This window comes from Gracilibacillus dipsosauri, assembly GCF_003176895.1.
GTDB lineage: Bacteria > Bacillota > Bacilli > Bacillales > Amphibacillaceae > Gracilibacillus > Gracilibacillus dipsosauri.
This window is the reverse complement of the sequence record NZ_QGTD01000020.1, coordinates 50,318-76,541: the sequence shown is the minus strand read 5'-3', so window position 1 is coordinate 76,541 and position 26,224 is coordinate 50,318. Positions and strand designations below refer to the sequence as shown.

Genomic DNA, 26,224 nt, shown 5'->3' with positions numbered 1-26,224 from the left:
CAAGCGTTATCAACGCTGTAACATTATCGTAACAAAAAAAACTAAAGGTCGTTAGAACGATCTTTAGTTGATATTTTGAATATTTTTAGATATTTTTATCCTGTCGAATACAAAATGGTATTTATTTTAGAAAATGGTATTATTTTTAGGTAGATATGGTTACTTCTGATTCTCCAGCTCCTCTATAATAGGGAGGGTAATCACTACTTTTGTTCCTTTATTTAATTCACTTGTGATGTTCACACCATAATTTTTCCCATATAACAACTGGATTCTCTCATGGACATTTCGCACACCGATCCCACTAAATAGCTGTCTTTTGCCTTTCATACCAATCGCCTTACGATCGATCTTTTCCTCATTGATTCCATCTCCGTTATCTACAATTTCACAAACTAGTGAATTTTCTCTTTGGGCCATTAAAATCTGAATATAACCATGCTTCTTTTTCGTAAAAGCATGAAAAAAGGCATTTTCAATAAATGGTTGTATGACAAGCTTTGGCAACTGAAGATGGAGGCAATCTGGTGAAACTAAATAATTTACCTTGATTCTATCGCCATATCTTGCATGGTTTATGAGTACATAATTTTTTAAATTACCCAGCTCCTGTTCCACTGTAATCAATTCATCTACATCACCAAGTGCATTTTGAATTAGGGAGATAAAGGCATCTATCGTGTTAAATGCTGTCTCTTTCTTTCCTTGCTTGATCATAAATTTAATCGATGCTAGTGTATTATAAATAAAATGTGGATTAATTTGATGTTGTAATGCTTCTAACTCAGCCTTGCGTTGCTTTTCCTGTGTTCTTAGCAGTATCTCTACATAGTCATGGAGCTCGTTTAACATGTAATTAAAAGAATTGGCGATTTTCTTAGCTTCATATCCACCGGTTTCTTCTAATGGCTTGGTAAATTGATACCTAGCCATATCGGAGATTTGATTAACCAATTTACTAATAGAAACCGTCATTTTCCTTAATATTAAAAAGACAATGAAAACAGCAATCAATACAATGAGAGTACTAATCAAGATGATTTCATTTGTATCAACTAAATTGCTTTGCACCTTATCCTTGTCAACAAGGTTGACAATATACATATCTAAAGTTGGCAAATATTCTGCTAACATTAAATAGTCTTCGTTAAAAATGTTTACATTGAGGTATTCGATTCCTTGGTTTTCAATATTCTTAGCAGTTTGTAGTAACTTCGGTTCTTTTTCTCCAATTTTTTGATGGAAATTACTTGAGATGATTTGGCCGGAACTGTTTATGAGAAGAACATTATTTCCTTCACTCGTATAGCCTTCATAGAAGCTTCTCAAATCCTTTTCTCGAATAGAAACATACTGATATCCATAGATTTTACCAGTTGAATGCTCTGTTAAAGCCTTTGATACAATTACCATAGGGATGTTATTGGTTAAATTTGATTGATCAAATTGGTAGATGATTTCATTTGTACGTGCTTCTGTTTGTTTCGTGATCGGATGGTTCCTTAATTCCGTACCTTTTACTGGCCAATTAAAATAATTCATATTAAATATTTCATTATCCAAGCTCATAATAATTAAATTGGCTTCATTCGGATCAATTTCTGCAAAAATACGTTCCATTTGCGTCTTTATTTGGTAATAAGAGCGTGATTTTTCTATATCATTAGACGTTTCTTCCTGAAGTCGTCGTTTTATCGTACCGTTTTCATCTACTTTTATAGAGGTGGAGACAACCGAATAACTAAAAGTATTGAATCGATCTTTTATTTGTGTTAGTACTTTTGTATTGGTAATGCTAAATGTTTCCATAAAAAGATTGCTTGACATACGGATAGAGCTTATCGTTATAAAAATAGATACAGCAATGATGCTAATGACCATTACAAGGAAAATTTTTATAAATAAATTATTATCTTGAATGATATGGACTATTTTTTTCATCATTGCTTCCTCGATTCCTTGCTGTCGAATTCCGCCGATACTGACTAGGTGATAAGCCTGTTGATTTTTTGAAGACCTTACAGAAATAGCTCGGATCAGAATAACCAACCATTTCGCTTACCATAGCTATTGAGACCTTGCTTGTCTCAAGAATTTCCATAGATTTTTTTATTCTAACCTTGCTTAAATATTCACTAAATCCTTCTTCATGATGGGTGCTAAAATAATTGGATAAATAAGAAGGATTAAAATGAAAATGATCTGCTAGGATTTTCAAAGTTAAATGTTCTGCATAATGACTATCAATATAATTTAAGAGCATCCGCATATTAGGAGATTGTTCATCTCGATCTAAGTGAACGATGCTTTTTACTTTTTCTAGAAATTCATGAAAAATGGCAATGGCCTCTTCTGCATCATTCGCTTCATTGATACGTGCAAAATACTGGTACTTGGATTCTTCTAGGTTCGTTATTTCATATTTCATATTACCTAGTAAAACAATAGAATTAAAGATAATATTTTCAAGCCATGATTTAAACTCGAAGACATCACGACTATACTGTTTCCTTAAGATGGTAATATGTTCTGTAAGATAGGAAAATGCATCATCAAATTCCTTCCTTTTAAAGAGAAAAATAAATTGATTCAAATCAAAATTCAGCTCTGATTCATGGTCATGTGGTAATTGATCATAGATGATGTATTTTTTTTCTGGTAAATAAAAAAGGTAATGCTTTAGTTTGCCTAGATGGTCTTGATAGCATTGCTGAAGATTCTCTAAAGAAGAGAATGGTGCAGCAATCAGCCAAGTATGATTAGTATACATAAATTTATCTTTAAAATGTAAGATCGATTTTTTAATAGATGATAATTCATATTTCTCAAAATTATATAACAATAAGAATTCCTTCTCATTCACCGAAATATCATATACTGCTACATCAGGTTTTTTTGTGTATTCTTCTAGTAATGATGTCTTGAATAATGAATCCTCTTGCTCAAGGATTATACTTACAAGTAAAAATTGATTGTACGGTAAAGATTTTTTCCATTGAGTTTTGGATAGTTTCGGTTGGTAGCCTTGTAATATTTTTTTTAACTGTTCTTCAATGGATTGTATCTCTTGTTGTTTAGGTTCCTTGCTTCCTATTGTAATGTTATTTAGTGTCTGAATAAGTTCCTTTGCATTTAACTTCGGCTTGAGAATATAATCAGCTATTCCGTGTTGGAAGGTTGTTCGTACATAATCAAAATTCTCAAAGCTACTCAAGATAATAATGTTGACCGCTGGATTTTTTTCTTTTGCTATTTTCACTAATTCGATTCCATCCATCTCTGGCATAACGATATCCGTAATAATAATGTCAGGCCTTTCCTTCTCTAACAATGCTAAAGCCTCTTCCCCATTGGCAGCTTCCCCAATTATTTGATAGCCTTCCTTTTCCCAATCAATATAATTTATGATACCTTGTCTAATTAGCATTTCATCATCAACAATGAGAACCTTGTATAATTTATTCAATGGATGAACCCCTTTTAAAGTAATGAATAATGTGCACTATTTCTTTGGATTTGAGTAAAATCGATTATATATATTGTAATCGTTCTCCATTCACTCGTAAACTGCTTGTCTATTTTCTTCTGTATGGGAAAGTGATTCATTTTTTTTGGCTTACTTACATACATTAGATTAAGTATTATCTACTATATTACACATAAACTGGCGGTACGATGCTCACTTCGAGTAAGAAATGTAAGTGGGGGGTAACTGCCAGTAATTGTCCATATGGCTAAACAGCATATGAACCCCTCACTCCGAAGATTTTCTCTTAATTATTTTCTCGTTAGTTCCAACATTTTTATAGAAAGAAATGCTTACCAGGAGGTTTTGGAATGGATATACTGAAAAAGGTGCAAGCATACCGGGAGAAACAAAATCAATTAAAATGGGAAGGCACTTTTAGCGATTATTTAGAGCTTTTAAAGGAGAGGCCTTATTTAGCACAATCTGCCCATTCAAGAATTTATCAGATGATTCGAGATCAAGGGGTAGAAGAAGTAGATGGAGTAAGAGAATATGCCTTCTTCCGTAATGATTTATTCGGTTTAGAAGAAGCTTTAGAAAAATTAGTCGAAGAATATTTTCATCCGGCAGCAAAACGATTAGATGTTAAAAAGCGTATCCTGCTTTTAATGGGTCCAGTTAGTGGTGGAAAATCGACTTTAGTTACACTTCTCAAAAGAGGGTTAGAAGAATATACGTTAACAGATAGAGGGGCTGTATATGCTATAAAAGGGTGCCCTATGCATGAGAATCCACTTCATCTTATTCCTCAACATTTAAGATCAGATTTTGAAAAAGAGTATGGAATAAGGATAGAAGGAAGTCTGTCACCACTTAATCAGCTAAGACTGGAGGAAGACTATGGTGGTAGGATTGAAGACGTCTTAATAGAGCGGATATTTTTTTCAGAGGATAGAAGAGTTGGAATTGGTACGTTCAGTCCATCAGATCCTAAATCTCAAGATATTGCCGATTTAACAGGATCGATTGATTTTTCCACCATTGCTACTTATGGTTCCGAATCTGATCCAAGAGCTTACAGATTCGATGGTGAACTGAATAAAGCTAATCGTGGCTTAATGGAATTTCAAGAAATGCTGAAGTGTGATGAAAAGTTTCTCTGGCATTTACTTTCTTTAACACAGGAAGGGAATTTTAAAGCAGGTAGATTTGCATTAATTTCCGCAGATGAGATGATCGTTGCACATACAAATGAATCAGAGTATCGTTCGTTTATATCGAATAAGAAGAATGAAGCTTTACATTCTAGAATGATTGTCATGCCGATCCCGTACAATCTGAAGGTGGATGAAGAAGAACGTATTTATCAAAAAATGATTGAAGAAAGTGATATACAGGATGTGCATATTGCCCCACATACCTTGAAAATTGCAGCAATGTTCACCATATTAACTAGATTGAAGGAATCAAAGCAAAATAATATTAGTCTATTGAAAAAATTGTATCTTTATAACGGTCAGGATGTTGAAGGCTTTAGTGATCAAGATGTTGTGGCTTTAAAGAAGGAATATGCTGATGAAGGAATGACAGGTATTGATCCCCGTTATGTTATTAATCGTATTTCTTCTACCATTATAAGAAAAGAGATGCAGGCAATAAACGCTTTAGATGTATTGCGATCATTGAAGGACGGGTTAGATGATCATCCATCTATCACAAAGGAACAGAAAGAGGACTATTTAGATTTCATTTCCATCGCAAGAAAAGAATACGATGAGCTTGCAAAGAAGGAAGTACAAAAAGCATTTGTCTATTCTTATGAGGAATCTGCAAAAACCTTGATGAATAATTATTTAGACAATGTGGAGGCATTTTGTAATAAAACGAAATTAGAAGACCCATTAACAGGGGAAGAAATGCATCCAGATGAAAAATTAATGCGTTCCATTGAAGAACAAATCGGAATTTCTGAAAACGCAAAAAAACCATTCCGAGAAGAAATTCTGATCCGAATTTCCGCCTATGCTCGTAAAGGGAAGAAATTCGATTACCAATCACACGAAAGATTACGTGAGGCGATTCAAAAGAAATTATTTGCTGATCTGAAAGATGTCGTTAAAATTACTACATCAACCAAAACACCTGACGAACAACAATTAAAGAAAATGAATGAGGTTGTGGCAACACTCGTCGATGAGTATGGTTACAATACACAATCTGCCAATGATCTATTGCGATATGTAGGTAGCTTGTTGAATCGATAACAAAGTTATAGCAACTTTACCCGGACTTTCTTTCAAGTTCGGGTATTAGTTGTTTTATGATTAGAAAATAGTATTCATATTTGATAGGAAAGCAGTGAATTTACTAAAAAGGAATTTTCCTTCCAATAAACACTTAGTCATTCAGATAACTCTTAATCGCTTGCTTTAAATGTCCTTCCGCTTTATGAAGATACATTTCGGACTCTTGTAAACTGCTATTTGTAATTGCCATAAAAACAGCATTTTTTAATTGATTATTCGTTTCTTTCATCAAATTTTCTGCTTGTTGATCACTAATGCCGGTTAATTCCTTAAGCATCTCATTTCCTCTTTTAACCAGTTTCTTATTAATCAGCATCATATCAATCATCTCATTTTGATAGACCTTCCCTAATCTTACCATGGTGACAGTTGAGATCATATTTATAGCTATTTTTTGTGCAGTACCTGCCTTTAATCTTGTTGATCCACGAATAATCTCAGGACCAACTACTAATTCAATCGCAATATCACTCATTATTGAGGAGATCGATTGTTGATTACAGCTGATGGATATAGTGGTTGCCTTTACTTGGTTTGCATAACGAAGAGCTGCAACAGAAAATGGCGTGGAGCCACTAGCACTTATGGCTATGAGAACGTCTTTTTCACAGAAAGAATCGTGTTGCAATTCTTGGATAACATTATTTTGATCATCCTCATGCTGTTCAAGTGGTTCCCACATAGCTTCTTTTCCACCCGCAATTATGCCTTTCCAGCGTTCAGGATTAATAGAGAATGTAGGGGGGAGTTCCACGGAATCTAAAATACCGATTCTACCACTCGTGCCAGCACCAACGATAAATACTCTTCCCCCAATCTTCCACTTGTTTACGATTAGGTCGATTGCTTCTGCAATTTTTTCTATGTTATCTTGTATTGCTTTTTGAATAGTTTGATCCTCTTGGTGCATTAAATTAACAATATCCAATGAACTCATCTCGTCAATAGTAAGAGAGTTGTTATTAACAGATTCTGTTACAGGAGTTTCCATTAATAGTCTTCCTTTCTCAACGTTCTAAATCTAGCATGAATTTATACCGATCTGCACGGTAAGAAGATTTTACAACTTCAAAGGTGGTTCCATCAGCTAATTGAGTTACTCTTTTCATAAAAAGCACTGGTGAATTTTCTTCAATCTTTAAATATTGAATTTCTTCTTCATTAGCAAGTGTTGCTTCAAATATTTGGCTTGCTTTTCCTATCCTTAATCCCAATTTGTCTTCAATGTAATAATATAAAGAGCTTTGTGCAATTTCGTCAGTTAAGCCCTTGATCAAGTTAGCAGAAATATACGTTCTTTCTAGCGCCATTGGTTCGTCCTCTGCAAGGCGAATACGTTTAATTTCGTAAACAGGTGTATAAACAGGAATATGGAGCTGTTCTGCTAATCCCTCGTTTGCAGGTATAATTTCAAAATTAATTAACTTATTACTAGGTTTCATACCACGTGCCTTCATATCCTCTGTAAAGCTTGTTAATCCATTTAAGTTTTGTTCAAGCTTTTGCTCTGCAATAAACGTTCCTTTTCCTTTTATTCGGTATAGATAATGTTTATTCGCAAGGTTTGTAATGGCCTGCCTTACTGTCATTCGACTGATGCCAAGTTGCTCTGCATACTCTCTTTCAGAAGGCAATGAATCACCAGCCTTATACTCACCACTTTCAATTTTCGTTTTGATTTGTTCCTCTAATTGATGATAGATTGGGATTGGCGAATGTTTATCAATCATAAAGTAAATAACTCCTTCCAGCTAACATTCATGTCTTAAGTAATCTTATTATAGCACTATTGATTTTTGAAATATCCATTTTACTTATCATTCTAGACTATCTTACTCATTACTGTAAGCAATATTTCCACGGCATATGGTCGTAATGACATCATTGTCTTCGTTCAACAAGACAATATCAGCGTCTTTCCCAACCGTAATGCTCCCTTTTTTCTCATAAATACCTAATTCCTTTGCTGCATTTTGCGAGGACATACAAATAGCAGCCTCGATAGAGCAATCTGTAAATTGGATGATGTTTTTAAATCCATCTCCTAGCTTTAAGGTGCTTCCAGCAAGGGTACCATCTTTTAAGGTTGCTTCTTGATTTTTAACGGTTACCTCTTGTCCGCCTAAATCATAAACACCGTCCTTTAAGCATTTCGCTCGCATCGAATCGGTAATAAGTATAAGCTTGTTTTCCTGTTTTTGTTGATAGGCGATTTGAACGGCTTCTTTTGTGGAATGAACACCATCTGCAATAATTTCAACCATTAAGGAATCATTGTTCCATGCGGCACCAACTACCCCAGGTTCTCTATGGTGAAAGCCTCTCATTTGGTTGTACAGATGAGTAATATGAGATAGTCCGTGTTTTATTGCACGGTTGATCTGTTCGGAGCTTGCATCAGTGTGCCCAGCTGAAGCAATAATTCTATTATTTTTAAAGTATTCAATCAGTTCGCTACTTCCGTCTATTTCAGGGGCTAATGTAACTAATCTAATCTTTCCTTCTGCTAATTCGTTCCACTTTTTGAATAGTTCCAGATTAGGTTTTTGAATATGTTCAGCCGGCTGTGCGCCTTTACGGGTTTCATTGATAAATGGTCCCTCTAAATGAATTCCTATTATTTCAGCCTGTGTAGCTGGTTGGTCGCTCATATAATTAACAGTATTAGATAATGCCTTTTCTATCGATGTATTACTTTGCGTCATTGTTGTTGCCAAAAAACTAGTGGTACCTTCTTTCGGCAAAGCTATTGCCATTTTATGAAGGGCTTCAGAAGTTCCATCCATCACATCCGCTCCATCTGCTCCATGAATATGAACATCAATGAAACCAGGAATGGCCTTTATCGTTTTTCCTGACAAATCCATTATTTCAAAACCATCTGGAATTCTCAATTCAGCTAAAGTCCCAATTTCAGTTATTTTTGTATTTTCTATTTTGATAAAACCAGAGTCAATAATAGTAGTATCTGTATATATCGTAACATTCTTTATCAATAATTTTTGACTCATCACTACACACCTCATTCGACGTTTTAGATTCAATAGTAAGCATACCAATTTAAGATATAGTTGTCTATACATAAATACAGGTGTTATTAAAATGAAACACTATTCTTAACAAATGTAGTATTGTTAACTGTTCACGCTTTATTTTCACTAAATTAAATGGAAGGAAGAAAGCATATTGACGTAAAATTTAAATGAAGTTAATATATGTATAGACAACTGTACATTATGGTTGGATTGTTGGAAATAAAAAAGAGAAAATGCTAAGGAGTGGAGCCAATGAAATCTTAAAATATGAACCATGGGAAAATATAAAAGGGATTAATTTAGTTGTAGTAAGTGTTATTGATACAAAATTAATTAAATGATTTAAGATGAATATTAATTGTTTCATTCAATAATATAACGGTAAATAGGTGTCTTAATTCTGTCAGATAATTAACAATAAAAGGGAGGAAGAATGTTATGATGAAATATCTTCAAAATATTGGTCGTTCCTTAATGTTGCCAGTAGCGGTTTTACCTGCAGCGGCAATTTTAATGGGACTTGGATACTGGATAGATCCAGAAGGATGGGGAGAAGCAAGTGCGGTTGCCGCATTTTTAATTAAGGCGGGTGAATCGATTGTTTCAGGACCTAGTATGTCTATTTTGTTTGCTGTAGGTGTTGCTTTTGGTATGTCAAAGGATAAAGATGGATCTGCTGCGTTAAGTGGATTAGTTGCCTATCTTGTCGTGACCACCTTATTATCAACAGAAACGGTTGCTCTATTACAAGGAGTAGATGTGGAAGATGTTAATGCTGCATTTGATAGTATTGGAAATCAATTCATTGGAATATTATCTGGGATAGTAGCTTCCATTATGTACAATCGTTTTAGTCATATAAAGTTACCAGATGCACTAGCATTCTTTAGTGGTAAACGACTTGTGCCTATTATGTCGGCGGTTACAATGTTGTTGGCATCTGCAATTTTATTCTTTATTTGGCCATTCATTTATTCTGGACTTGTTTCTTTTGGTAAGGCCATTATTGATTTAGATGCAATTGGTGCAGGTCTATATGGATTTTTCAATCGGTTACTAATTCCCACTGGATTGCATCACGCGTTGAACTCTGTTTTTTGGTTTGATGTTGCAGGGATTAATGATATTGCTAATTTCTGGTCTGGTCAAGGTGAAAAAGGTGTAACTGGTATGTATCAAGCAGGCTTTTTCCCTGTTATGATGTTTGGATTACCAGCTGCTGCCTTAGCCATGTATCATACGGCAAAAACGAAAAGAAAGAAAATGGCTGCAGCCTTATTATTAGCAGCAGCATTTGCTTCTTTTTTTACCGGTGTAACAGAGCCGCTTGAATTTTCGTTTATGTTTTTAGCGCCAGCACTATATGTTGTTCATGCAGTTTTAACTGGTCTTTCGTTAGGTATTGCTGCTATGTTTGATTGGACAGCAGGCTTTGGTTTTAGTGCAGGTTTTATTGATTTTGTATTAAGTTCAAGACTTCCCTTAGCCAATCAGCCATTTATGCTATTGGTTCAAGGTATGGTATTTGCGATCATTTATTATGTTTTATTTAGGGTTTTAATTTTAAAATTTAATTTTAAAACACCTGGACGAGAAGAGGATGAAGACATGGAAGAATCTTCAACAGCTTCAACAACCTCAGGAGATAAAATCGCTGAAATGGCTGAGGAGATTTATGCTGGACTTGGTGGTGATGAAAATGTCTTATCTGTAGATAATTGTGTGACAAGGTTAAGGTTAGAGGTAAAGGATATGGATAAAGTAGACCAGCAGCGAATTAAAAATACCGGTATACCAGGAATCAATATTGTAGGAAAAAATAGTATTCAAGTTATTGTTGGTACACAAGTACAATTTGTTGCTGATGAAATAAAGAAAATGAGAGAATAGAGGCCATTATCTTCAGGAGAAGGTTGAAATAGTGATTAGTATATCGATGTTCTATTAGTTTGAGCAAAATTAATAGGACATCTAATTTTTTGGTGTGTTTAGGAATTTGAAATTTTTGTAATAAACAAACTCGACAGATAAGTGCGAAATATGAAATAAACGAGGCTATCACTAGTAATTAAAGTCAAAGGGGACAACTTATTATTTAGTAAGGAAAATACACCTTTCTAAGTAATGTAACGACTATATTTCAAGATTTTCAAATAAACACAAAAAGAATTTAAATAATCTATAGTTTTATGTTGTTTCCCATAGTAAAATAGGTTATATTATGGATGTAATGATTAATCATTACTTTATTTGGATGGGAGTTAAGTAAAGCAGTAGAAAGTACTACTAATGGGGGTATAGGACGTGACACAGCAGGAATCCAGTGAGAGATTCTGGAAAAAATTTTACGGTCCCAATATGGGATACCTTGAGGAACAGTATGAGCTTTATTTACAAGACAGGGACTCTGTTGATGCAACGCTTCAAGAAATGTTTGCACAATATGGAGCTCCTAAAGAAACGGGCAATGGAACAGCAGAGGTCGTTAAGGGGAGTAGCTTGCCGTCTCAATTTAATGCAAAACAGTTAACCTCAGCAATCAAGCTTGTTGAGGCTATTAGGCGTTATGGACACTTGAAAGCGAATATTTATCCAGTTGGTTCAGGGAAGACAAGTGACACTACATTAGTAAACCCGGAACATTATCATCTCTCAAAAGAGATTTTGGAAGCGATTCCCGCGGATTGGGTTTGGGACAAAAACATGGTCGGAGTAACGACTGCAAATGATGTAGTAGAATATCTCATGGCACAATATGCTGGATCAATTTCTTTTGAGTACGATCATGTAAACAATGATGACGAACGCTACTGGTTCCAAGATAATATTGAATCAGGGAATTATCGTTTTACATTAAGTGATGACGAAAAAAGGCAGTTACTAGGTAAAATAGTAGATGTAGAAGGATTTGAGAACTTCTTAGCTAAAACGTTTGTTGCACAAAAGCGATTTTCTATTGAAGGATTAGAGATGATGGTTCCGATCTTAGACCATATCGTACAGAAATCCTTCTATGATGAAACAGAAGAGATTCTAATGGGAATGGCTCACAGAGGTAGGTTAAGTGTATTAACTCATATATTAGGTAAGCCATTTGATAAACTATTCTCTGAATTTCATCCATCAGCTGATAAGGAATTAGTTCCATCATCGCCAGGCTCAAGAGCCATTACTTATGGATGGACTGGTGATGTGAAATATCACTTTGGAGCAAAGCGCCAATTAGGAGAAGAGAAACCTTCCCCAACAAAAATTACACTTGCTCATAACCCTTCACACTTAGAGTTTGTTAACCCGGTTGTAGAAGGATTTACACGAGCAGCACAGGATTTTCGATTTCAAAAGGGAAGAACTGAACAAAATTTTGAAAGAGCATTTAGTATTTTAATCCATGGGGATGCTGCATTTATTGGAGAAGGTGTTGTCGCTGAAACTTTCAACCTTAGTGCATTACCAGGATACAAAACCGGTGGAACTATGCATATTATTGCCAACAATCTAGTTGGTTTTACAACAGGACAGGAACAAGGAAGGTCCACCCGCTATGCTAGTGATCTAGCGAAAGGGTTCGAGGTACCGATCATTCATGTTAATGCAGATGATCCAGAGGCTTGTATTTCGGCAGCAAAGCTTGCCTATGACTATCGTAAAAAGTTTCAGAAAGATGTCTTAATTGATCTAGTTGGTTATCGCAGATATGGTCATAACGAAATGGATGAACCAAGAGCAACCCAACCTAAATTGTACAAAAGTATAGATCAGCACGACACTTGTGCAACTGTGTATGCGAAGAACCTTCAGGACCAAGGCATTATTCAAGAAAACGCTTTTGAAGAAATGAAGGAAGCCGTTTTCAATAAACTTCAAGGTATTTATGATGAAATGACGGAGAGCACGAACGAGAATCCGGAGGCATTACCTGTACCTAAAGCCTTACAAACAAGCTTGAATGATATTGAAACAGCTGTTCCAAAGGAATTACTATTATCACTTAATGAAGGAATATTGAAGCGTCCTGAAGGATTTCAGGCATTTAAAAAGTTAGAAAAGATTCTTCAAAAACGTCATAATACTTTCGCTAATGAGGAAAAAGCAGATTGGGCTGTTGGAGAAGCTTTAGCTTATGCATCCATTTTGCAAGATGGTATTCCAATTCGTTTATCTGGTCAAGATTCTGAGCGAGGAACCTTTGCACATCGTCATTTAGTATTACATGATATAGAGACAAATGACACGTATTGTCCACTTCATGGTTTGGATGAAGCAAAGGCAACATTCGATGTTCATAATAGCCCTTTATCAGAAGCAGCTGTACTCGGCTTTGAGTATGGCTATAGTGTGAAAGCACCAAAGACACTAGTAATATGGGAAGCTCAATTTGGTGATTTTGCCAATGCAGCACAAGTTATTTTTGATCAATTTATTTCTTCTTCACGTGCTAAATGGGATGAGCGATCTAATATGGTCATTCTATTGCCACATGGTTATGAGGGGCAAGGGCCTGAACATTCCAGCGGTAGGGTGGAAAGATTTTTAACAATGGCAGCTGAAAATAACTGGATAGTAGCAAATGTTACATCAAGTGCGCAATTCTTCCACCTATTACGTCGACAAGCGGCATTAGTGGATAGTGAAGCTGCTAGACCATTAATTGTCATGACACCGAAGAGTCTATTAAGAAGCTCTCGTGTAGTTTCCACACTTGATAAATTCACGAATGGTAAATTCCAACCATTAATGCAGCAACCAGGTTTAGAATGGACTTCTAAAAAAGCAAAAAGATTACTAATCGGAACAGGAAAAGTAATGGTAGATATTGAAGACAAAATGAGTGATAATCAAGCAGCGTATGAAGATGTTCATGTTCTACGCTTAGAGCAAATCTACCCATTCCCTGAACAACAAATTCGAGAAGTGATTGAAGGTTGTCCAAATCTAACAGAAGTAGTGTGGGTTCAGGAAGAACCTCGAAACATGGGTTGCTGGAATTTTGTGAAAGAGCTACTATTTAAAATGCTCGAAGAAAAGAAAATTGATTTACATTATGTTGGTAGATGTCAACGCTCATCGCCATCCGTAGGTGACCCACATATCCATAAAGCAGAACAACGAAGCCTAGTAAAAAGAGCATTAGAGCTTTCTGAAGGAGGAAAAAACTAATGAAAGAAATTAAAGTCCCAGAATTAGCAGAATCTATTACAGAAGGTACAATTGCGGAATGGTTAGTGAGTGAGGGGGATGCGGTAGAAAAAGGCGACCCAATTTGTGAATTAGAAACAGATAAAGTAAATGTTGAGGTTAACGCAGAATATGCTGGTGTCTTAAAAGAATTTGTAAAAAATGCTGGCGATGATGTGGAAGTAGGAGAAGTTATTGCCAAAATAGATGAAAATGGTGAAGCAGTAGATACAAAAGAGGAATCGAAGTCAGAGGACTCTGAAGCTACTGCCCCTTCTAAGGAAGAGAAGCAGGCCACAGATAATAACGAAGCCTCTACACCAGAGCCGAAAAAGTCTGGTAAAGAGCAAAAGGTTGTCGCTTCCCCTGCTACGAGAAAGAGAGCACGTGAATTAGGTATTGATTTAAATGATGTCGTACCAACAGATCCATTAGGTAGAATTCGTCCTGAGGACGTAGAACATTTATCCGATGCTTTAAAAGCGGAGAAGCAAAAGCAAGCTTCAAGTGACAGTAAGAGTAAACAACAGATTTCTACTAACTCTTCTCAGCAGGAATTTGATAAGCCTGTGGAAAGAGTAAAGATGACACGCCGTCGTCAAACAATCGCTAATCGTTTAGTTGAAGCACAGCATACAGCTGCTATGTTAACAACCTTTAATGAAGTCGATATGACAGCAGTGATGAAGCTGAGAAGCGAGAGAAAAGACAAATTTTTAGAAAAGCATGATGTGAAATTAGGCTTTATGTCTTTCTTTACAAAAGCTGTTGTTGGAGCATTAAAAGAATTTCCTTATATAAATGCGGAAATTCAAGAAAATGAGATTGTCCTCAAGAAATTCTATGATATTGGTATTGCTGTTTCTACTGACGATGGTTTGGTTGTTCCAGTAGTACGTGACGCTGATCGACTAGACTTCGCAGGAATTGAATCTGAAATTGGTAGGTTAGGTGCCAAAGCGAAAAATAAAGAACTTCAGATTTCTGATTTACAAGGAGGCTCCTTTACCATTACAAATGGTGGGATCTTTGGATCATTGTTATCCACACCAATACTAAATACACCACAGGTTGGTATTTTAGGGATGCATTCGATTAAAAAACGCGCAGTGGTCATGCCTGATGACTCTATTGAGGTGCGACCAATGATGTATATTGCCTTGTCTTATGACCATCGAATAGTAGATGGTAAAGATGCAGTACAATTCCTAGTTCGAATTAAGCAATTGCTGGAAGACCCTTACGATCTCTTGCTAGAAGGATAGATTTGTAAAAACGTTCATTAACCGAAAAGGTTAATGAGCGTTTTTTTGCGTATAAAAATGATTAAAGTACAGCAAATGGGTTGGTGAAGTCTTTGATAATTTGGACATTAGAATAGATGAAAAAATATCGTGAAATACTTAATCATTCTGCCAAAACTTGCATACAATAAAATAATACAAGCAGAGGAGGGGAAGGATGACTGATTATAATTTTGTTATAGCGGAAGAGGATTGGTCCCTCCATAGAAAAGGGTTTGACGATCAGAAGAGACATCAGGAGAAAATAAAGGATGCCATAAAAAAGCGCTTACCTGATATCGTCAGTGAAGAAAACATTATTATGTCTCGAGGCAAGGACATTATTCGTGTTCCTATTCGCTCATTAGATGAGTATAAAATACGATACAACCAGTCGAAGAATAAGCATGTTGGTCAAGGAAATGGTGATAGTAAGGTAGGAGACATAGTAGCTCAAGACGGTACACCACAAAAAGGTCAAAAAGGGCAAAAAGCAGGTGACAAACCTGGTACAGATTACTATGAAGCAGAGGTGGATTTTGAAACACTGGAAGAAGCATTCTTTCAGGAATTAGCTTTACCTAATTTAGAAGAAAAAGAGAAGGATAATATTACGATAACAGATGTTGAGTTTAAAGATATTCGTAAAAAAGGATTAACCGGAAATATAGATAAGAAAAGGACGATGCTTGCATCTTATCGTCGAAATGCATTAGAAGGTAATCCGTCGTTTACTCCTATTTATCCTGATGATTTACGATATAAAACCTGGGATAATATTATAAAACCTGAATCTAAAGCGGTCGTGCTTGCCATGATGGATACAAGTGGGTCAATGGGCCAATTTGAAAAATATGTAGCTAGAAGCTTTTATTTCTGGACTGTACGGTTTTTGCGGAAAAAATATGAATCAGTAGAAGTCGAATTTATTGCCCATCATACGGAAGCAAAAGTAGTCGATGAAGAATCCTTTTTTACGAAAGGCGAGAGTGGGGGAACAATTTGTTCTTCAGCCTATCGAAAAGCACTAGAATTAATTGAAGAAAAATATCCTCCAAGCAGATATAATATCTATCCATTTCATATATCGGATGGAGACAATTTAACCTCTGATAACCGAAGATCCCTTGAGGCTGTCTCAAAATTATTGGAGCATGCAAGTTTATTTGGATATGGAGAGGTCAATCAATACAACCGTTATTCGACATTAACTCAGGCTTTTAAAGACATTGATCATCCTCGTTTTAAGCAATTTATTTTACGAAATAAAGAAGATGTATTCTATGCAATGAAACACTTTTTCCATGAAGAAAAAGCTATCCTATAGGGTAGCTTTTTTTTATATATTTTATTATCAAAATTGCCCAAATATTGCGAAAATAATTCGAAATGTAAGAGAGTGTAACATTTTTCTCTCTTGTTCAACAAATATCATAAAAATCATTGCAATGGCACACTTTAATATAGTATAAATTAAAGTGTACCTTTTTTAGAAAAAGTCGACTTTACCTTCTAAGTATGAAAATGATCAGATTTAAGTCCATTTTTCTTGTGATATGGTTATCCATACAATATAAAGGGAAAGATTAGAAGAAAGAGAAAAGGAGGAGCTATAATTGGGAATTTTATTAGGTATTATTGCTATTATTTTAGTGTTAGCGATTGCTTATGCAATGAGTAATGACAGGAAAAACATTAATTATCGTGCAATTGTCATTATGTTAATCGCACAGCTAGTTACTACATGGTTTATGTTTATGACATCCATTGGTGCAGCTATTATTAACTGGATTTCCAGTGTATTCAACAAGTTGATTGAATTTGGAACAGAAGGGGTTAATTTTGTTGTTGGAGGAATTGAGGGAGAAGGGGTTTTCTTCTTTAATGTTCTATTAATTATTATCTTCTTTGCCACATTGTTATCTGTGCTTACTTACCTACGAATTTTGCCAATTATTATTAAATATTTTGGGGGACTCATTTCCAAAGTTACTGGGCTTCCAAAGGTGGAATCATTCAATGCGGTAAATAGTATGTTTTTTGGTCAATCAGAAGCATTGCTTGCGGTAAAATCTCAATTTTCAAAATTGAATAATAATCGCCTATATATTGTAAGTGCATCGGCAATGGGATCTGTTTCTGCATCGATCATAGGATCCTATATGCAAATGCTTCCAGCTGAATATGTTCTTGTTGCCATTCCCTTAAACATGTTTAGTGCCCTTATCATTGCATCCATTATTGCACCTGTTAAGGTAGGGGATCATGATGATGAGATCGATGTAAAGAATGTTTCAGAATCAAAAAGCCTTTTTGAAGCAATGGGAAATGGTGCATTAGATGGTGGGAAAATAGCCTTAATCGTAGCTGCAATGCTGATAGCTTTTATTGCATCACTAGAAGCGGTGAACTGGGTAATTCAATTTATTTTTAATGACATTACTTTAGAGCAAATATTAGGTTATATCTTAGCTCCAATCGGCATATTAATGGGGATCTCTCCAAATGAAGTAATCGAAGCAGGAAGTATTATGGGAACAAAAATTATTACAAACGAATTTGTTGCAATGCTTCAGCTACAGCCATCAGTAGATACATTCTCTGAAAAAACTGTAGGAATTGTTACTGTCTTCCTTACAAGTTTTGCTAACTTCTCTTCTATTGGTATTATTGCAGGTACCGTACAAGGAATTGATAGTGAAAAAGGAGCAGCCGTATCGAAGTTTGGTTTCAAACTATTGATCGGGGCAACGTTAGGTTCCATTCTATCTGCAACAATTGCTGGATTATTTTTATAAAATTAATAGCTTGACATATACTAAAAAAGCACAAATGTTTACTAAACATTTGTGCTTTTTAAATAGGATTATAGCTAGTAAAGGAAGTGATGGTAGGATGAAGCATATTGCGGTTTATTGTGGCTCGAGAAAAGGTAAGTCTTTAGCTTATGAAGAGGGGGCACGTGAGCTTGGGAAGGAATTGGCAAAACGAAATATTACCTTAATTTATGGAGGCTAAAGTACAGGATTAATGGGGTCTGTTGCCGATGCAGTCCTAGATACAGGCGGTAAAGTGATTGGTGTGATCCCTAATTTTTTTGTTGAACAGGAGGTAGCTCATCAGAATTTAACAGAGCTAATTACTGTTGAGTCCATGCATGAGCGAAAGGCAAAAATGGCAGAATTAGCAGATGGATTCATTGCGTTACCTGGTGGTCCTGGAACCTTAGAGGAATTATTTGAAATTTTTACATGGGCTCAAATTGGTATCCATCAAAAACCAATTGGTATGTTAAATATACAACAATATTACCAACCATTGGCAAAATGGTTAGATCATATGGTATCAGAAGGATTTATGAAAGAGGAATTTCGATCCTTAGCGATGTTAGAAGATGAGCCGGCTTTTTTAATAGATAGGTTTATCAAGCATGTTTGAAAGGATGGATACGTGGAATAACCTTAGTAATCAATAAAAAAGAGGTGTCAGATGATGGATAAATATGGATTGTACATAGACGGAAAATGGATCAATACAGAAGATACATTAGAAGTACTGGATAAGTATTCACAGAAACCATTTGCAAAAGTATCAAAAGCATCTGAAAACGATGTGGATCTGGCAATTTCTAGTGCATTGGAGGCATTCGAAACAAAAAATCTATCTCCATATGATCGGTATAAAATCTTGCAAAAGAGTTCAGAATTATTGCTCGCAAATAAGGAGGATTTAGCCAAAACGATTGTTTTAGAAGCTGGTAAGCCATTAAAGCAGGCGCGTAGTGAAATTGATAGATCAGCTCAAACCTTTTTAATAGCCGCAGAGGAAGCCAAAAGAATTCATGGTGAAGGAGTGCCTGTAGAGGCAGCACCAGGTTCAGAGAATCGACTTGCTTTTACTATAAAGGTACCTGTAGGTGTAATTGGCGCCATCAGCCCCTTTAATTTCCCATTAAATTTAGTAGCTCATAAGATTGCCCCGGCACTTGCAGCAGGAAATGCTGTTGTATTAAAGCCGGCAAGTAAAACACCTATATCCGCCTTGAAGCTTGCAAAAATTCTTGAAGAGGCAGGACTTCCAGCTGGACTTTTACAAGTCTTGGTAGGTTCTGGTTCTACTGTTGGAAAATTAATGATGGATGACGAAAGGATTGCACTCTATACATTTACCGGAAGTGCAAAAGTGGGACTTCAATTAAAACAAGAAACTGGTCTTAATCGGCTCATTTTAGAATTAGGCAATAATTCGCCAGTAATTATCGATAAAGAGGCAGACCTTAATCATGCGGCTAAGACACTAGCTGGTCAAAGCTTTGCCTTTGCTGGACAAGTGTGTATTTCAGTACAAAGAATTTATGTGCATGAAACGATTAAAGACATTTTTTTAGAGAAATTGATCTCTGAGATTAACCAATTACAGGTTGGAGATCCTAATGATCCCGAGACAGATGTCGGTCCAATGATTGATGTAAAAGAAGCAGAGCGAGCAGAGAAATGGATTCAAGAAGCAGTAGAAAAAGGAGCAAGAATTGCTATTGGTGGGGAAAGAGAGGGGGCTTTATTAAAGCCTACCATTCTTACGAATGTGCAGCCTCAATTTAGGGTAGTGTGTGAAGAGATTTTTGCGCCTGTCGCAAGTGTGATTCCATTCCATGATCTTGATGCATGTATTCGTGAAGTAAACCAATCAGATTATGGCTTACAAGGCGGAATTTTCACGCAAAACCTTGACACAGCGTTTTATGCAGCTAAAAATGTAGAGGTTGGCGGTTTTATGATAAACGATGGTTCCCAATATCGTGTTGATTTAATGCCATATGGTGGAGTAAAGGATAGTGGAAACGGAAAGGAAGGACCAAAATACTCCATAGAAGAGATGACAGAAGAACGTTTGATTGTAATGAATTTGAGAAAATAATTAAAGTGAAACCTGTTTCCATCATTTGGAGCAGGTTTTTACAGTTCTCCCATACATACTTACTTGCGTGATTAGAATAAGTATAAGTATAATCATTAATAGCTTCGTTTATTATAAAAAGCATTATTTTATATACATAAATGTAACAGAATGGTGAAGATAGGAGAGGAAGAAACTCTAATGAATAGGAAACAAATAATATTTACAGGTGGAGGAACAGCTGGGCATGTCATGGTTAATATGGCCATTATCCCTGAGTTTATTAAAGATGGGTGGGATGTGGACTATATTGGTTCAAAAACTGGAATAGAAAAAGAGTTAATTGCAACAATAGAAGGAGTAACTTATCATCCGATCTCTACTGGAAAGCTGCGAAGATATTTTTCAAAGGAAAATTTCAAGGATCCGTTTAAAGTGTTAAAAGGGACTTTACAAGCTTATCGCATTATTGGGAAAAAGAAGCCTGCCGTGATTTTCTCCAAGGGTGGTTTTGTCTCTGTACCAGTATTAGTTGCAGCAAAAATGAGAGGAATACCTGCAGTGATTCACGAATCAGATTATACACCGGGGCTTGCAAATAAGTTAGCAATGCCATTTGCTAAAAAGATTTTGGCGACTTTTCCTGAAACGATGAAATATTTACCCGAGAAAAAAGCGGAATGGATAGGTGCAGTAGTACGTGAGGAGCTATTTAATGGTAATCGGAAAAAAGGTTATGAGTTAACTGGACTGGATAGCCGTAAGAATGTATTGCTGATAATGGGTGGAAGTGCTGGATCGAAAAAGATAAATGATGCCATCCGGGAAGGCTTAGATGAACTACTTTCTGATTTTCACATTATTCATATTTGTGGCAAAGGTTTGGTCGATGATTCTATTAATCGAATGGGCTATGTACAATACGAATATGTACAAGGCGAACTAAAGGACTTCTTAGCTATTACGGATCTTGTGTGCTCTAGAGCTGGTGCTAATGCTATTTTTGAATTTTTGGCATTACATAAACCGATGCTTTTGATTCCATTATCATTACAAGCAAGTAGGGGCGATCAAATTGTTAATGCACAATCATTTGCGAAGCAAGGATATGCCAAAGTCTTAGAGGAAGAGAATGTGACGAAATCCACATTAATTCAATCATTAAAAGACTTAAGGCAACAAAAATACGATATAAAAGATAAGATGAACGAATATAAGGTGAGTGAAGCAAAACAGAAGGTGATGGATATCATCTTAGAACAAGCAAAATCATAAGTAAAAAAGCAATCAGTGTTACCGCAATTCTAATTTAAGTTTAAAGAGTGCTAAACCTATAACAGACGGCAAAGAATTGCTAATAAGAAGAGAACTAAGTTTTTTTATAAAATAAAAGGAGGCGTTTTATAGATGGGTTTGACAGACACATTAGTATTAAATAATGGTACAGAAATTCCAGCCATCGGATTAGGTGTTTATAAGGCAGAGCCAGGTGAGGAGGTATATCAGGCGGTTCGCTCTGCACTTGAAATTGGCTATCGTCATATTGATACTGCTTCGCTTTATGCAAATGAAGAGGATGTAGGGAAAGCCATTAAGGATAGTGGTATATCAAGAAATGAGATTTTTGTCACAACAAAGGTTTGGAATGATGAACAAGGTTATGAGAACACAAAACAGGCAATGGCAAACAGCTTAAAACGATTGCAGATGGATTATGTTGATCTCTATCTAATTCACTGGCCCGTACCAGGTAAATTTACGGAGACATGGAAGGCGCTAGAAGAATTATATCGTGATGGCAAAGCAAAAGCGATTGGAGTGAGTAATTTCTTACCACATCATCTAGAGGATATGTTGAAAGAAGCTGAAATTAAACCTGTTGTAAATCAAGTTGAATTACATCCACAGCTTCAACAAAAGGAGACAAGAGACTTTTGTCATGCACATGACATGTTAATAGAGGCATGGGCACCTCTTGGAAAAGCACAGTATTTTGATCACCCTACTCTTCAAGAGTTAGCGAAAAAGCATGGGAAAACACCTGCCCAAATAATTGTGCGTTGGCAGTATCAGAGTAAGATCATCACGATACCAAAATCTGTTCATAAAAATCGTCAAGAAGAAAATGTGGACATTTTCGATTTTACATTATCACAAGACGATATGGATAAAATCGCAGAAATGGATATCGGGAATAGAATCGGTAAACATCCTGACAAATTTGATTATGGTGTTTAGAACAGATTTTTAGGCTAAGCTATTCTAAAAAAAAGTCCAAAGTGACCCATTTTAAAATGGATTCATTTTGGACTTCTTTTTCGTTCATACAAAACACCTAGAATAATCCCGGCGCATGTTGCTTTTCATTAATATCCTTTTTTCACTAAATCAAGTTTACCTGTTGCTGGGTCGATTACTAGACCATGTACTGGTACATCCTCTGGCAATAATGGATGGTTTTCAATAATTTCAACCGATTTCTTGACAGATGCCGCTGGATCCTCAAAGCCAACCAACCATTCATTTGGATCTACTTTTAGTTGATCAATGGCCGATTGTTCAATTCCTCTATCCTTCGTTAATTCAAGAAAAGCATCTGAATCGAAGTTCGTCATACCACAGCCGTGGTGAGCAATGACAAATACTTCGTCTGCTTGAAGTGCATGAATGGCCACTAATATACTTTTCATTGTACTATCATAAGGATCATCTAAAATTGCCCCAGCATTTTTGACCATTTTGACATCACCATTTTTTAGGTTTAATGCTTTTGGTAAAAGTTCAACGAGTCTCGTATCCATGCAAGTAAATATAACGGCACGCTTATTCGGAAACTTGTCTGTAGCGTAAGCCTCATATTTTTTGTCTACTACAAACTTCTCGTTGAATGAAAGAATTTCATCTAATAACATGATGTCCATCTCCTTTTTTCTATACATAAATATCATAATACAATTTTCGGCAGGTTTCAAACCTGTTTCTAATCGTCAAACTATTACTCTATGAAAATTGACGAATTGTCTATTAAACTTTAATATTAAAAGAGATATCAGTAGGCAAATGATCCTGCACAGAAGAGGAGAGGAAATTTTGAAACATGTAAATTGGTATAGAATGGTCGTAATGTCCGTTTTCGCTTTCGCTTTCTTTCATTTATTTATACCTATGACGAGTGCACAAACAGAAGAAGAAATGATCGATATTATTGTTACATATAATGATGGTGTACCTAATAATAAAGAACTATCAAAAAACTATCATGTGGAGAAATATGAAAATGAGCGTAACCTCCATAATTTATCGATGAAAATAGTCACAGTGCCAACTACAGAAATGGAAAAATTTAAAAAAGACCCAAATGTAAAGTCTGTTTCCATCAATCAAAATTATACGATAGATATTGCGGAAGAAAATCCTCAAGCTACGATAAATGAGACAAACTTAGAAATGATTGGGGCAGATGATGCACATAGGCATAAGCTTACTGGTGATAATGTGAAAATCGCTATACTAGATACAGGCTTTGCTAAGCATGACGATTATCAAATAAAAGAGGGCTTTTCAGCCATTAACGAGAATGAGGAAGAGAATAGTAACACAGAGGAATATGATGTTGATTACGAGGGACACGGCACACATGTGGCAGGAATTATCGGGTCAAGTACTTATGGAGTAGCACCAGATGCAGATCTTTATGGTGCAAAAGTATTTGAATACGATGAAACAAAAGGAAAAATAAAAGGTAACTCGATTGATTTAATTCAAGCGATTAGTTGGGCGATTGAAAAAGAGGTTGATATTATCAATATGAGCTTAGGAACACCAACAGAGGATGAAGCTGTTCATGAGGCGATAGTAAAAGCTTATGAGGAAGGAATCCTACTAGTTGCTGCAAGTGGAAATAATGGTGGAGCTGTAGAGTATCCTGCTGCCTTTGAAGAGGTGATTGCAGTTTCAGCAGTGGAAAGTGATCAAAGTATTGCAAGCTTTTCTGCAACAGGTTCAGAAAATGAACTAACAGCACCTGGGGTTAATATTACTAGTTTGTCTACGGAAAATAGCTATACCCAAAACAGTGGTACTTCCCAAGCAACACCACATGTAACTGGAATCCTTGCGATTCTGAAACAAAAATTGCCTAATCATTCGGCAACTGAATTAAGAGAATTAGCACAAAATCTCGCCAATGACTTAGGGCCACAAGGTCGTGATTCTGAATACGGTTTTGGACTTGTACATTACTCTGATAAACCACCAGTGATTGCATATGAGGGGGAAAAGGATACGTTAACAATACCAGTTGGCGAGCCCTTTGATTTTCCTGAGATAACGGCAACAGATGATTTTGATGAAAAGGTTCCGGTTGAGAATGTACTAACAAACAATGCGACAGGGGAAGAAATTGCGTGGGAGGAATTCTCCAAATCCCTAGCTATAGGAGAATATACACTTCAAGCTACTGCTGTTGATTCTGTAAAAAATACGGATCGACTTGTCCTAAATATTATCGTCAAGGAAGATACGGAGGCTCCGATGATCACTGGCGTGGAGGAGGACCACATAACCATCGCTTACGGAGATAAATTCACTTTTCCAGAGGTACAAGCAGTAGATAATATAGATGAAAATGTTGAGTTATTATTAACCATTAAAAATAGTGATGGAGAAACAATAGAGAAGAATGCCTTTTCCACCAAAAAACCAGGAGAATACCAATTCCTTTATCAAGCAACAGATGATGAAGGTAATTCCTCTGAGCATCTAATAAAGGTAACTATTCTGCCGGAAGAAATGAAGGAAGACAATCAAACAGTAGAACCAATAGTAAACAATAAAGAAGAGGAATCAGCAAATGCAGAACCTACTTCCAACCAGCCTGAAAATGACGCTGACGTTGTAAAAAGTGAAAGAGAACGAAATATTGCAGACAATAAAGAGAGCCAAATGAACGAATTACCAGACACCTCCAGCTTCTTTGGTAATTTTATTTTAGCAGGACTCGCCCTTCTCTTGGTTGGGTTGGTTCTCATACGAAGGAAGAAAAGAACTCTGTAAATGAATAACAAAAGTATAGAAACGAATCCGGTCGAATTATCGATCGGATTTTTCTGTATTAAACATTTAATAAAGAAGCATTTACCAAAAATCCTAATTCCCACTATTCCTGTGAAAAGTGTTATAATCTATTCTAAGTATGTTGTGTAAGGTGGGTGATGTAATGCGAAATTCGGATGACAAGGAATGGGATATCATAGATGAGGATTTGTATGAAGAACTGAGTGCCGAAGAAATGCTCGAATTATTAGAAGAAGAACGACGACAATTATTAGAAAAAGAAGAGCAAAACGAAAAAAAGAAAAGAACACTTCATATTCCAAAATGGGCATTAATGTCTATTGTTATCGCCATGTTTATCCAGGTTATCGCTATTTTTCCACAGACCTTCTCCATACCCGCCATTGATTTTATTAGAACCTCCACTATATTAATGCAAGACGACCAAGTGAACCAATATCGCGAAGCAGTTGTTGTTATCGAAGGAGAAAACAACAAGGGAACAGGTTTTGCTATTTCTGAAAATGGGTATATCTTAACGAATTATCATGTCATAGAATCACAGCCGACTATAACTGTAGCTTTTGAAAAACAAGGGCTTTATCATGCAGAAGTAGTCAAGGCTTTACCAGAAATAGATATTGCTTTATTGAAAATAGACGGGGAGAAGCTACCATTTCTTCGTTTAGCGGATAAAGTGACAGAAAAAGATTATCAGAATGTCTTATTTATCGGAAATCCACTACGTTTTAATGGAATTGCCAATAAGGGCCAAATTATTGGGACAACACAACTAACAGATTGGAATACCCCTGTGTATATGTTAAATGCCCCTGTGTATAGAGGAAATAGTGGTAGTCCAGTATTAAACCAAGCAGGAGAAGTAATAGGTGTCGTATTCGCAACGATAAATCACGAACAGTATAGTAAAGTAGGTCTAGCAATTCCAATAGAAGAAATTAACAACCAATTACCGGTTAGGTAGGTAAATTTTCATAAAGA

17 protein-coding genes and 1 pseudogene are annotated in these 26,224 nt (G+C 35.9%); 12 read left to right on the top strand and 6 right to left on the bottom strand.

The window, feature by feature from the left end; all coding sequences use genetic code 11:
• Nucleotides 1-159: 159 nt before the first annotated feature.
• Together DLJ74_RS18325 and DLJ74_RS18320 are read right to left on the bottom strand one after the other, a co-directional pair.
• A complete protein-coding gene (locus DLJ74_RS18325; protein ID WP_109985554.1) occupies nucleotides 160-1,941 on the bottom strand; it encodes a sensor histidine kinase in 1,782 nt (593 codons plus the stop codon).
• Nucleotides 1,910-3,466 carry a response regulator transcription factor gene (locus tag DLJ74_RS18320; protein ID WP_109985553.1) on the bottom strand — a complete coding sequence of 519 codons (1,557 nt, stop codon included), beginning with the start codon at nucleotides 3,464-3,466 and terminating at the stop codon, nucleotides 1,910-1,912. The genes DLJ74_RS18325 and DLJ74_RS18320 overlap by 32 nt, the downstream gene beginning before the upstream one ends.
• A 371-nt stretch (nucleotides 3,467-3,837) precedes the next feature.
• Between DLJ74_RS18320 and DLJ74_RS18315 the strand changes: the two genes are divergently transcribed.
• Nucleotides 3,838-5,733, top strand: coding sequence for a PrkA family serine protein kinase (locus DLJ74_RS18315; protein ID WP_109985552.1), 1,896 nt, complete (start codon nucleotides 3,838-3,840; stop codon nucleotides 5,731-5,733).
• 133 nt (nucleotides 5,734-5,866) lie between these two features.
• Here DLJ74_RS18315 and murQ read toward each other — a convergent pair whose 3' ends face one another.
• From murQ to nagA, 3 genes are all read right to left on the bottom strand, one after another.
• Nucleotides 5,867-6,766: an N-acetylmuramic acid 6-phosphate etherase gene (murQ, locus tag DLJ74_RS18310; protein ID WP_109985551.1), complete on the bottom strand. Its 900-nt coding sequence runs from the start codon at nucleotides 6,764-6,766 to the stop codon at nucleotides 5,867-5,869.
• A gap of 16 nt (nucleotides 6,767-6,782) precedes the next feature.
• On the bottom strand, nucleotides 6,783-7,505 hold the full coding sequence (locus DLJ74_RS18305) for a GntR family transcriptional regulator (RefSeq protein ID WP_054787318.1): 723 nt from the start codon (nucleotides 7,503-7,505) through the stop codon (nucleotides 6,783-6,785).
• 102 nt (nucleotides 7,506-7,607) lie between these two features.
• Complete coding sequence (gene nagA, locus DLJ74_RS18300) at nucleotides 7,608-8,786, bottom strand: N-acetylglucosamine-6-phosphate deacetylase (RefSeq protein ID WP_109985550.1); 1,179 nt, start codon at nucleotides 8,784-8,786, stop codon at nucleotides 7,608-7,610.
• Between the two features lie 462 nt (nucleotides 8,787-9,248).
• Here nagA and nagE point away from each other — a divergent pair, with 462 nt between their 5' ends.
• From nagE to DLJ74_RS18255, 9 genes and pseudogenes are all read left to right on the top strand, one after another.
• A complete protein-coding gene (gene nagE / locus DLJ74_RS18295) occupies nucleotides 9,249-10,700 on the top strand; it encodes an N-acetylglucosamine-specific PTS transporter subunit IIBC (protein ID WP_054861479.1) in 1,452 nt (483 codons plus the stop codon).
• A 468-nt stretch (nucleotides 10,701-11,168) separates the two neighbouring features.
• Nucleotides 11,169-13,970, top strand: coding sequence for a 2-oxoglutarate dehydrogenase E1 component (locus tag DLJ74_RS18290; RefSeq protein WP_245902391.1), 2,802 nt, complete (start codon nucleotides 11,169-11,171; stop codon nucleotides 13,968-13,970).
• A complete protein-coding gene (gene odhB, locus DLJ74_RS18285; RefSeq protein WP_109985548.1) occupies nucleotides 13,970-15,253 on the top strand; it encodes a 2-oxoglutarate dehydrogenase complex dihydrolipoyllysine-residue succinyltransferase in 1,284 nt (427 codons plus the stop codon). Before DLJ74_RS18290 ends, odhB begins: the two co-directional genes overlap by 1 nt.
• A gap of 196 nt (nucleotides 15,254-15,449) precedes the next feature.
• On the top strand, nucleotides 15,450-16,598 hold the full coding sequence (gene yhbH / locus DLJ74_RS18280) for a sporulation protein YhbH (protein ID WP_109985547.1): 1,149 nt from the start codon (nucleotides 15,450-15,452) through the stop codon (nucleotides 16,596-16,598).
• Between the two features lie 289 nt (nucleotides 16,599-16,887).
• On the top strand, nucleotides 16,888-18,069 hold the full coding sequence (locus DLJ74_RS18275; protein WP_109985546.1) for a NupC/NupG family nucleoside CNT transporter: 1,182 nt from the start codon (nucleotides 16,888-16,890) through the stop codon (nucleotides 18,067-18,069).
• 97 nt (nucleotides 18,070-18,166) lie between these two features.
• A pseudogene (locus tag DLJ74_RS18270) lies at nucleotides 18,167-18,709 on the top strand (LOG family protein).
• A 54-nt stretch (nucleotides 18,710-18,763) separates the two neighbouring features.
• Nucleotides 18,764-20,188 carry an aldehyde dehydrogenase family protein gene (locus DLJ74_RS18265; RefSeq protein ID WP_109985662.1) on the top strand — a complete coding sequence of 475 codons (1,425 nt, stop codon included), beginning with the start codon at nucleotides 18,764-18,766 and terminating at the stop codon, nucleotides 20,186-20,188.
• Between the two features lie 180 nt (nucleotides 20,189-20,368).
• Nucleotides 20,369-21,442, top strand: a complete 1,074-nt coding sequence (locus DLJ74_RS18260; protein ID WP_109985545.1) for an undecaprenyldiphospho-muramoylpentapeptide beta-N-acetylglucosaminyltransferase — start codon at nucleotides 20,369-20,371, stop codon at nucleotides 21,440-21,442.
• 132 nt (nucleotides 21,443-21,574) lie between these two features.
• On the top strand, nucleotides 21,575-22,405 hold the full coding sequence (locus DLJ74_RS18255) for an aldo/keto reductase (RefSeq protein ID WP_109985544.1): 831 nt from the start codon (nucleotides 21,575-21,577) through the stop codon (nucleotides 22,403-22,405).
• Between the two features lie 128 nt (nucleotides 22,406-22,533).
• Here DLJ74_RS18255 and DLJ74_RS18250 read toward each other — a convergent pair whose 3' ends face one another.
• Entirely contained in the window at nucleotides 22,534-23,082 is a 549-nt protein-coding gene (locus DLJ74_RS18250) for a beta-class carbonic anhydrase (RefSeq protein ID WP_109985661.1), read from the bottom strand.
• Between the two features lie 175 nt (nucleotides 23,083-23,257).
• Here DLJ74_RS18250 and DLJ74_RS18245 point away from each other — a divergent pair, with 175 nt between their 5' ends.
• Together DLJ74_RS18245 and DLJ74_RS18240 are read left to right on the top strand one after the other, a co-directional pair.
• Nucleotides 23,258-25,222: a S8 family peptidase gene (locus DLJ74_RS18245; protein ID WP_181397664.1), complete on the top strand. Its 1,965-nt coding sequence runs from the start codon at nucleotides 23,258-23,260 to the stop codon at nucleotides 25,220-25,222.
• Between the two features lie 163 nt (nucleotides 25,223-25,385).
• Entirely contained in the window at nucleotides 25,386-26,207 is an 822-nt protein-coding gene (locus DLJ74_RS18240; protein WP_109985543.1) for a S1C family serine protease, read from the top strand.
• Nucleotides 26,208-26,224: the final 17 nt, after the last annotated feature.

Bases quoted from the DNA above. Each gene is read 5' to 3' on its own strand.
- DLJ74_RS18325 (WP_109985554.1), bottom strand. From the start codon at position 1,941: ATGAAAAAAATAGTCCATATCATTCAAGATAATAATTTATTTATAAAA.
- DLJ74_RS18315 (WP_109985552.1), top strand. From the start codon at position 3,838: ATGGATATACTGAAAAAGGTGCAAGCATACCGGGAGAAACAAAATCAA.
- murQ (WP_109985551.1), bottom strand. From the start codon at position 6,766: ATGGAAACTCCTGTAACAGAATCTGTTAATAACAACTCTCTTACTATT.
- DLJ74_RS18305 (WP_054787318.1), bottom strand. From the start codon at position 7,505: ATGATTGATAAACATTCGCCAATCCCAATCTATCATCAATTAGAGGAA.
- nagA (WP_109985550.1), bottom strand. From the start codon at position 8,786: ATGAGTCAAAAATTATTGATAAAGAATGTTACGATATATACAGATACT.
- nagE (WP_054861479.1), top strand. From the start codon at position 9,249: ATGATGAAATATCTTCAAAATATTGGTCGTTCCTTAATGTTGCCAGTA.
- DLJ74_RS18290 (WP_245902391.1), top strand. From the start codon at position 11,169: ATGGGATACCTTGAGGAACAGTATGAGCTTTATTTACAAGACAGGGAC.
- odhB (WP_109985548.1), top strand. From the start codon at position 13,970: ATGAAAGAAATTAAAGTCCCAGAATTAGCAGAATCTATTACAGAAGGT.
- yhbH (WP_109985547.1), top strand. From the start codon at position 15,450: ATGACTGATTATAATTTTGTTATAGCGGAAGAGGATTGGTCCCTCCAT.
- DLJ74_RS18265 (WP_109985662.1), top strand. From the start codon at position 18,764: ATGGATAAATATGGATTGTACATAGACGGAAAATGGATCAATACAGAA.
- DLJ74_RS18260 (WP_109985545.1), top strand. From the start codon at position 20,369: ATGAATAGGAAACAAATAATATTTACAGGTGGAGGAACAGCTGGGCAT.
- DLJ74_RS18255 (WP_109985544.1), top strand. From the start codon at position 21,575: ATGGGTTTGACAGACACATTAGTATTAAATAATGGTACAGAAATTCCA.
- DLJ74_RS18240 (WP_109985543.1), top strand. From the start codon at position 25,386: ATGCGAAATTCGGATGACAAGGAATGGGATATCATAGATGAGGATTTG.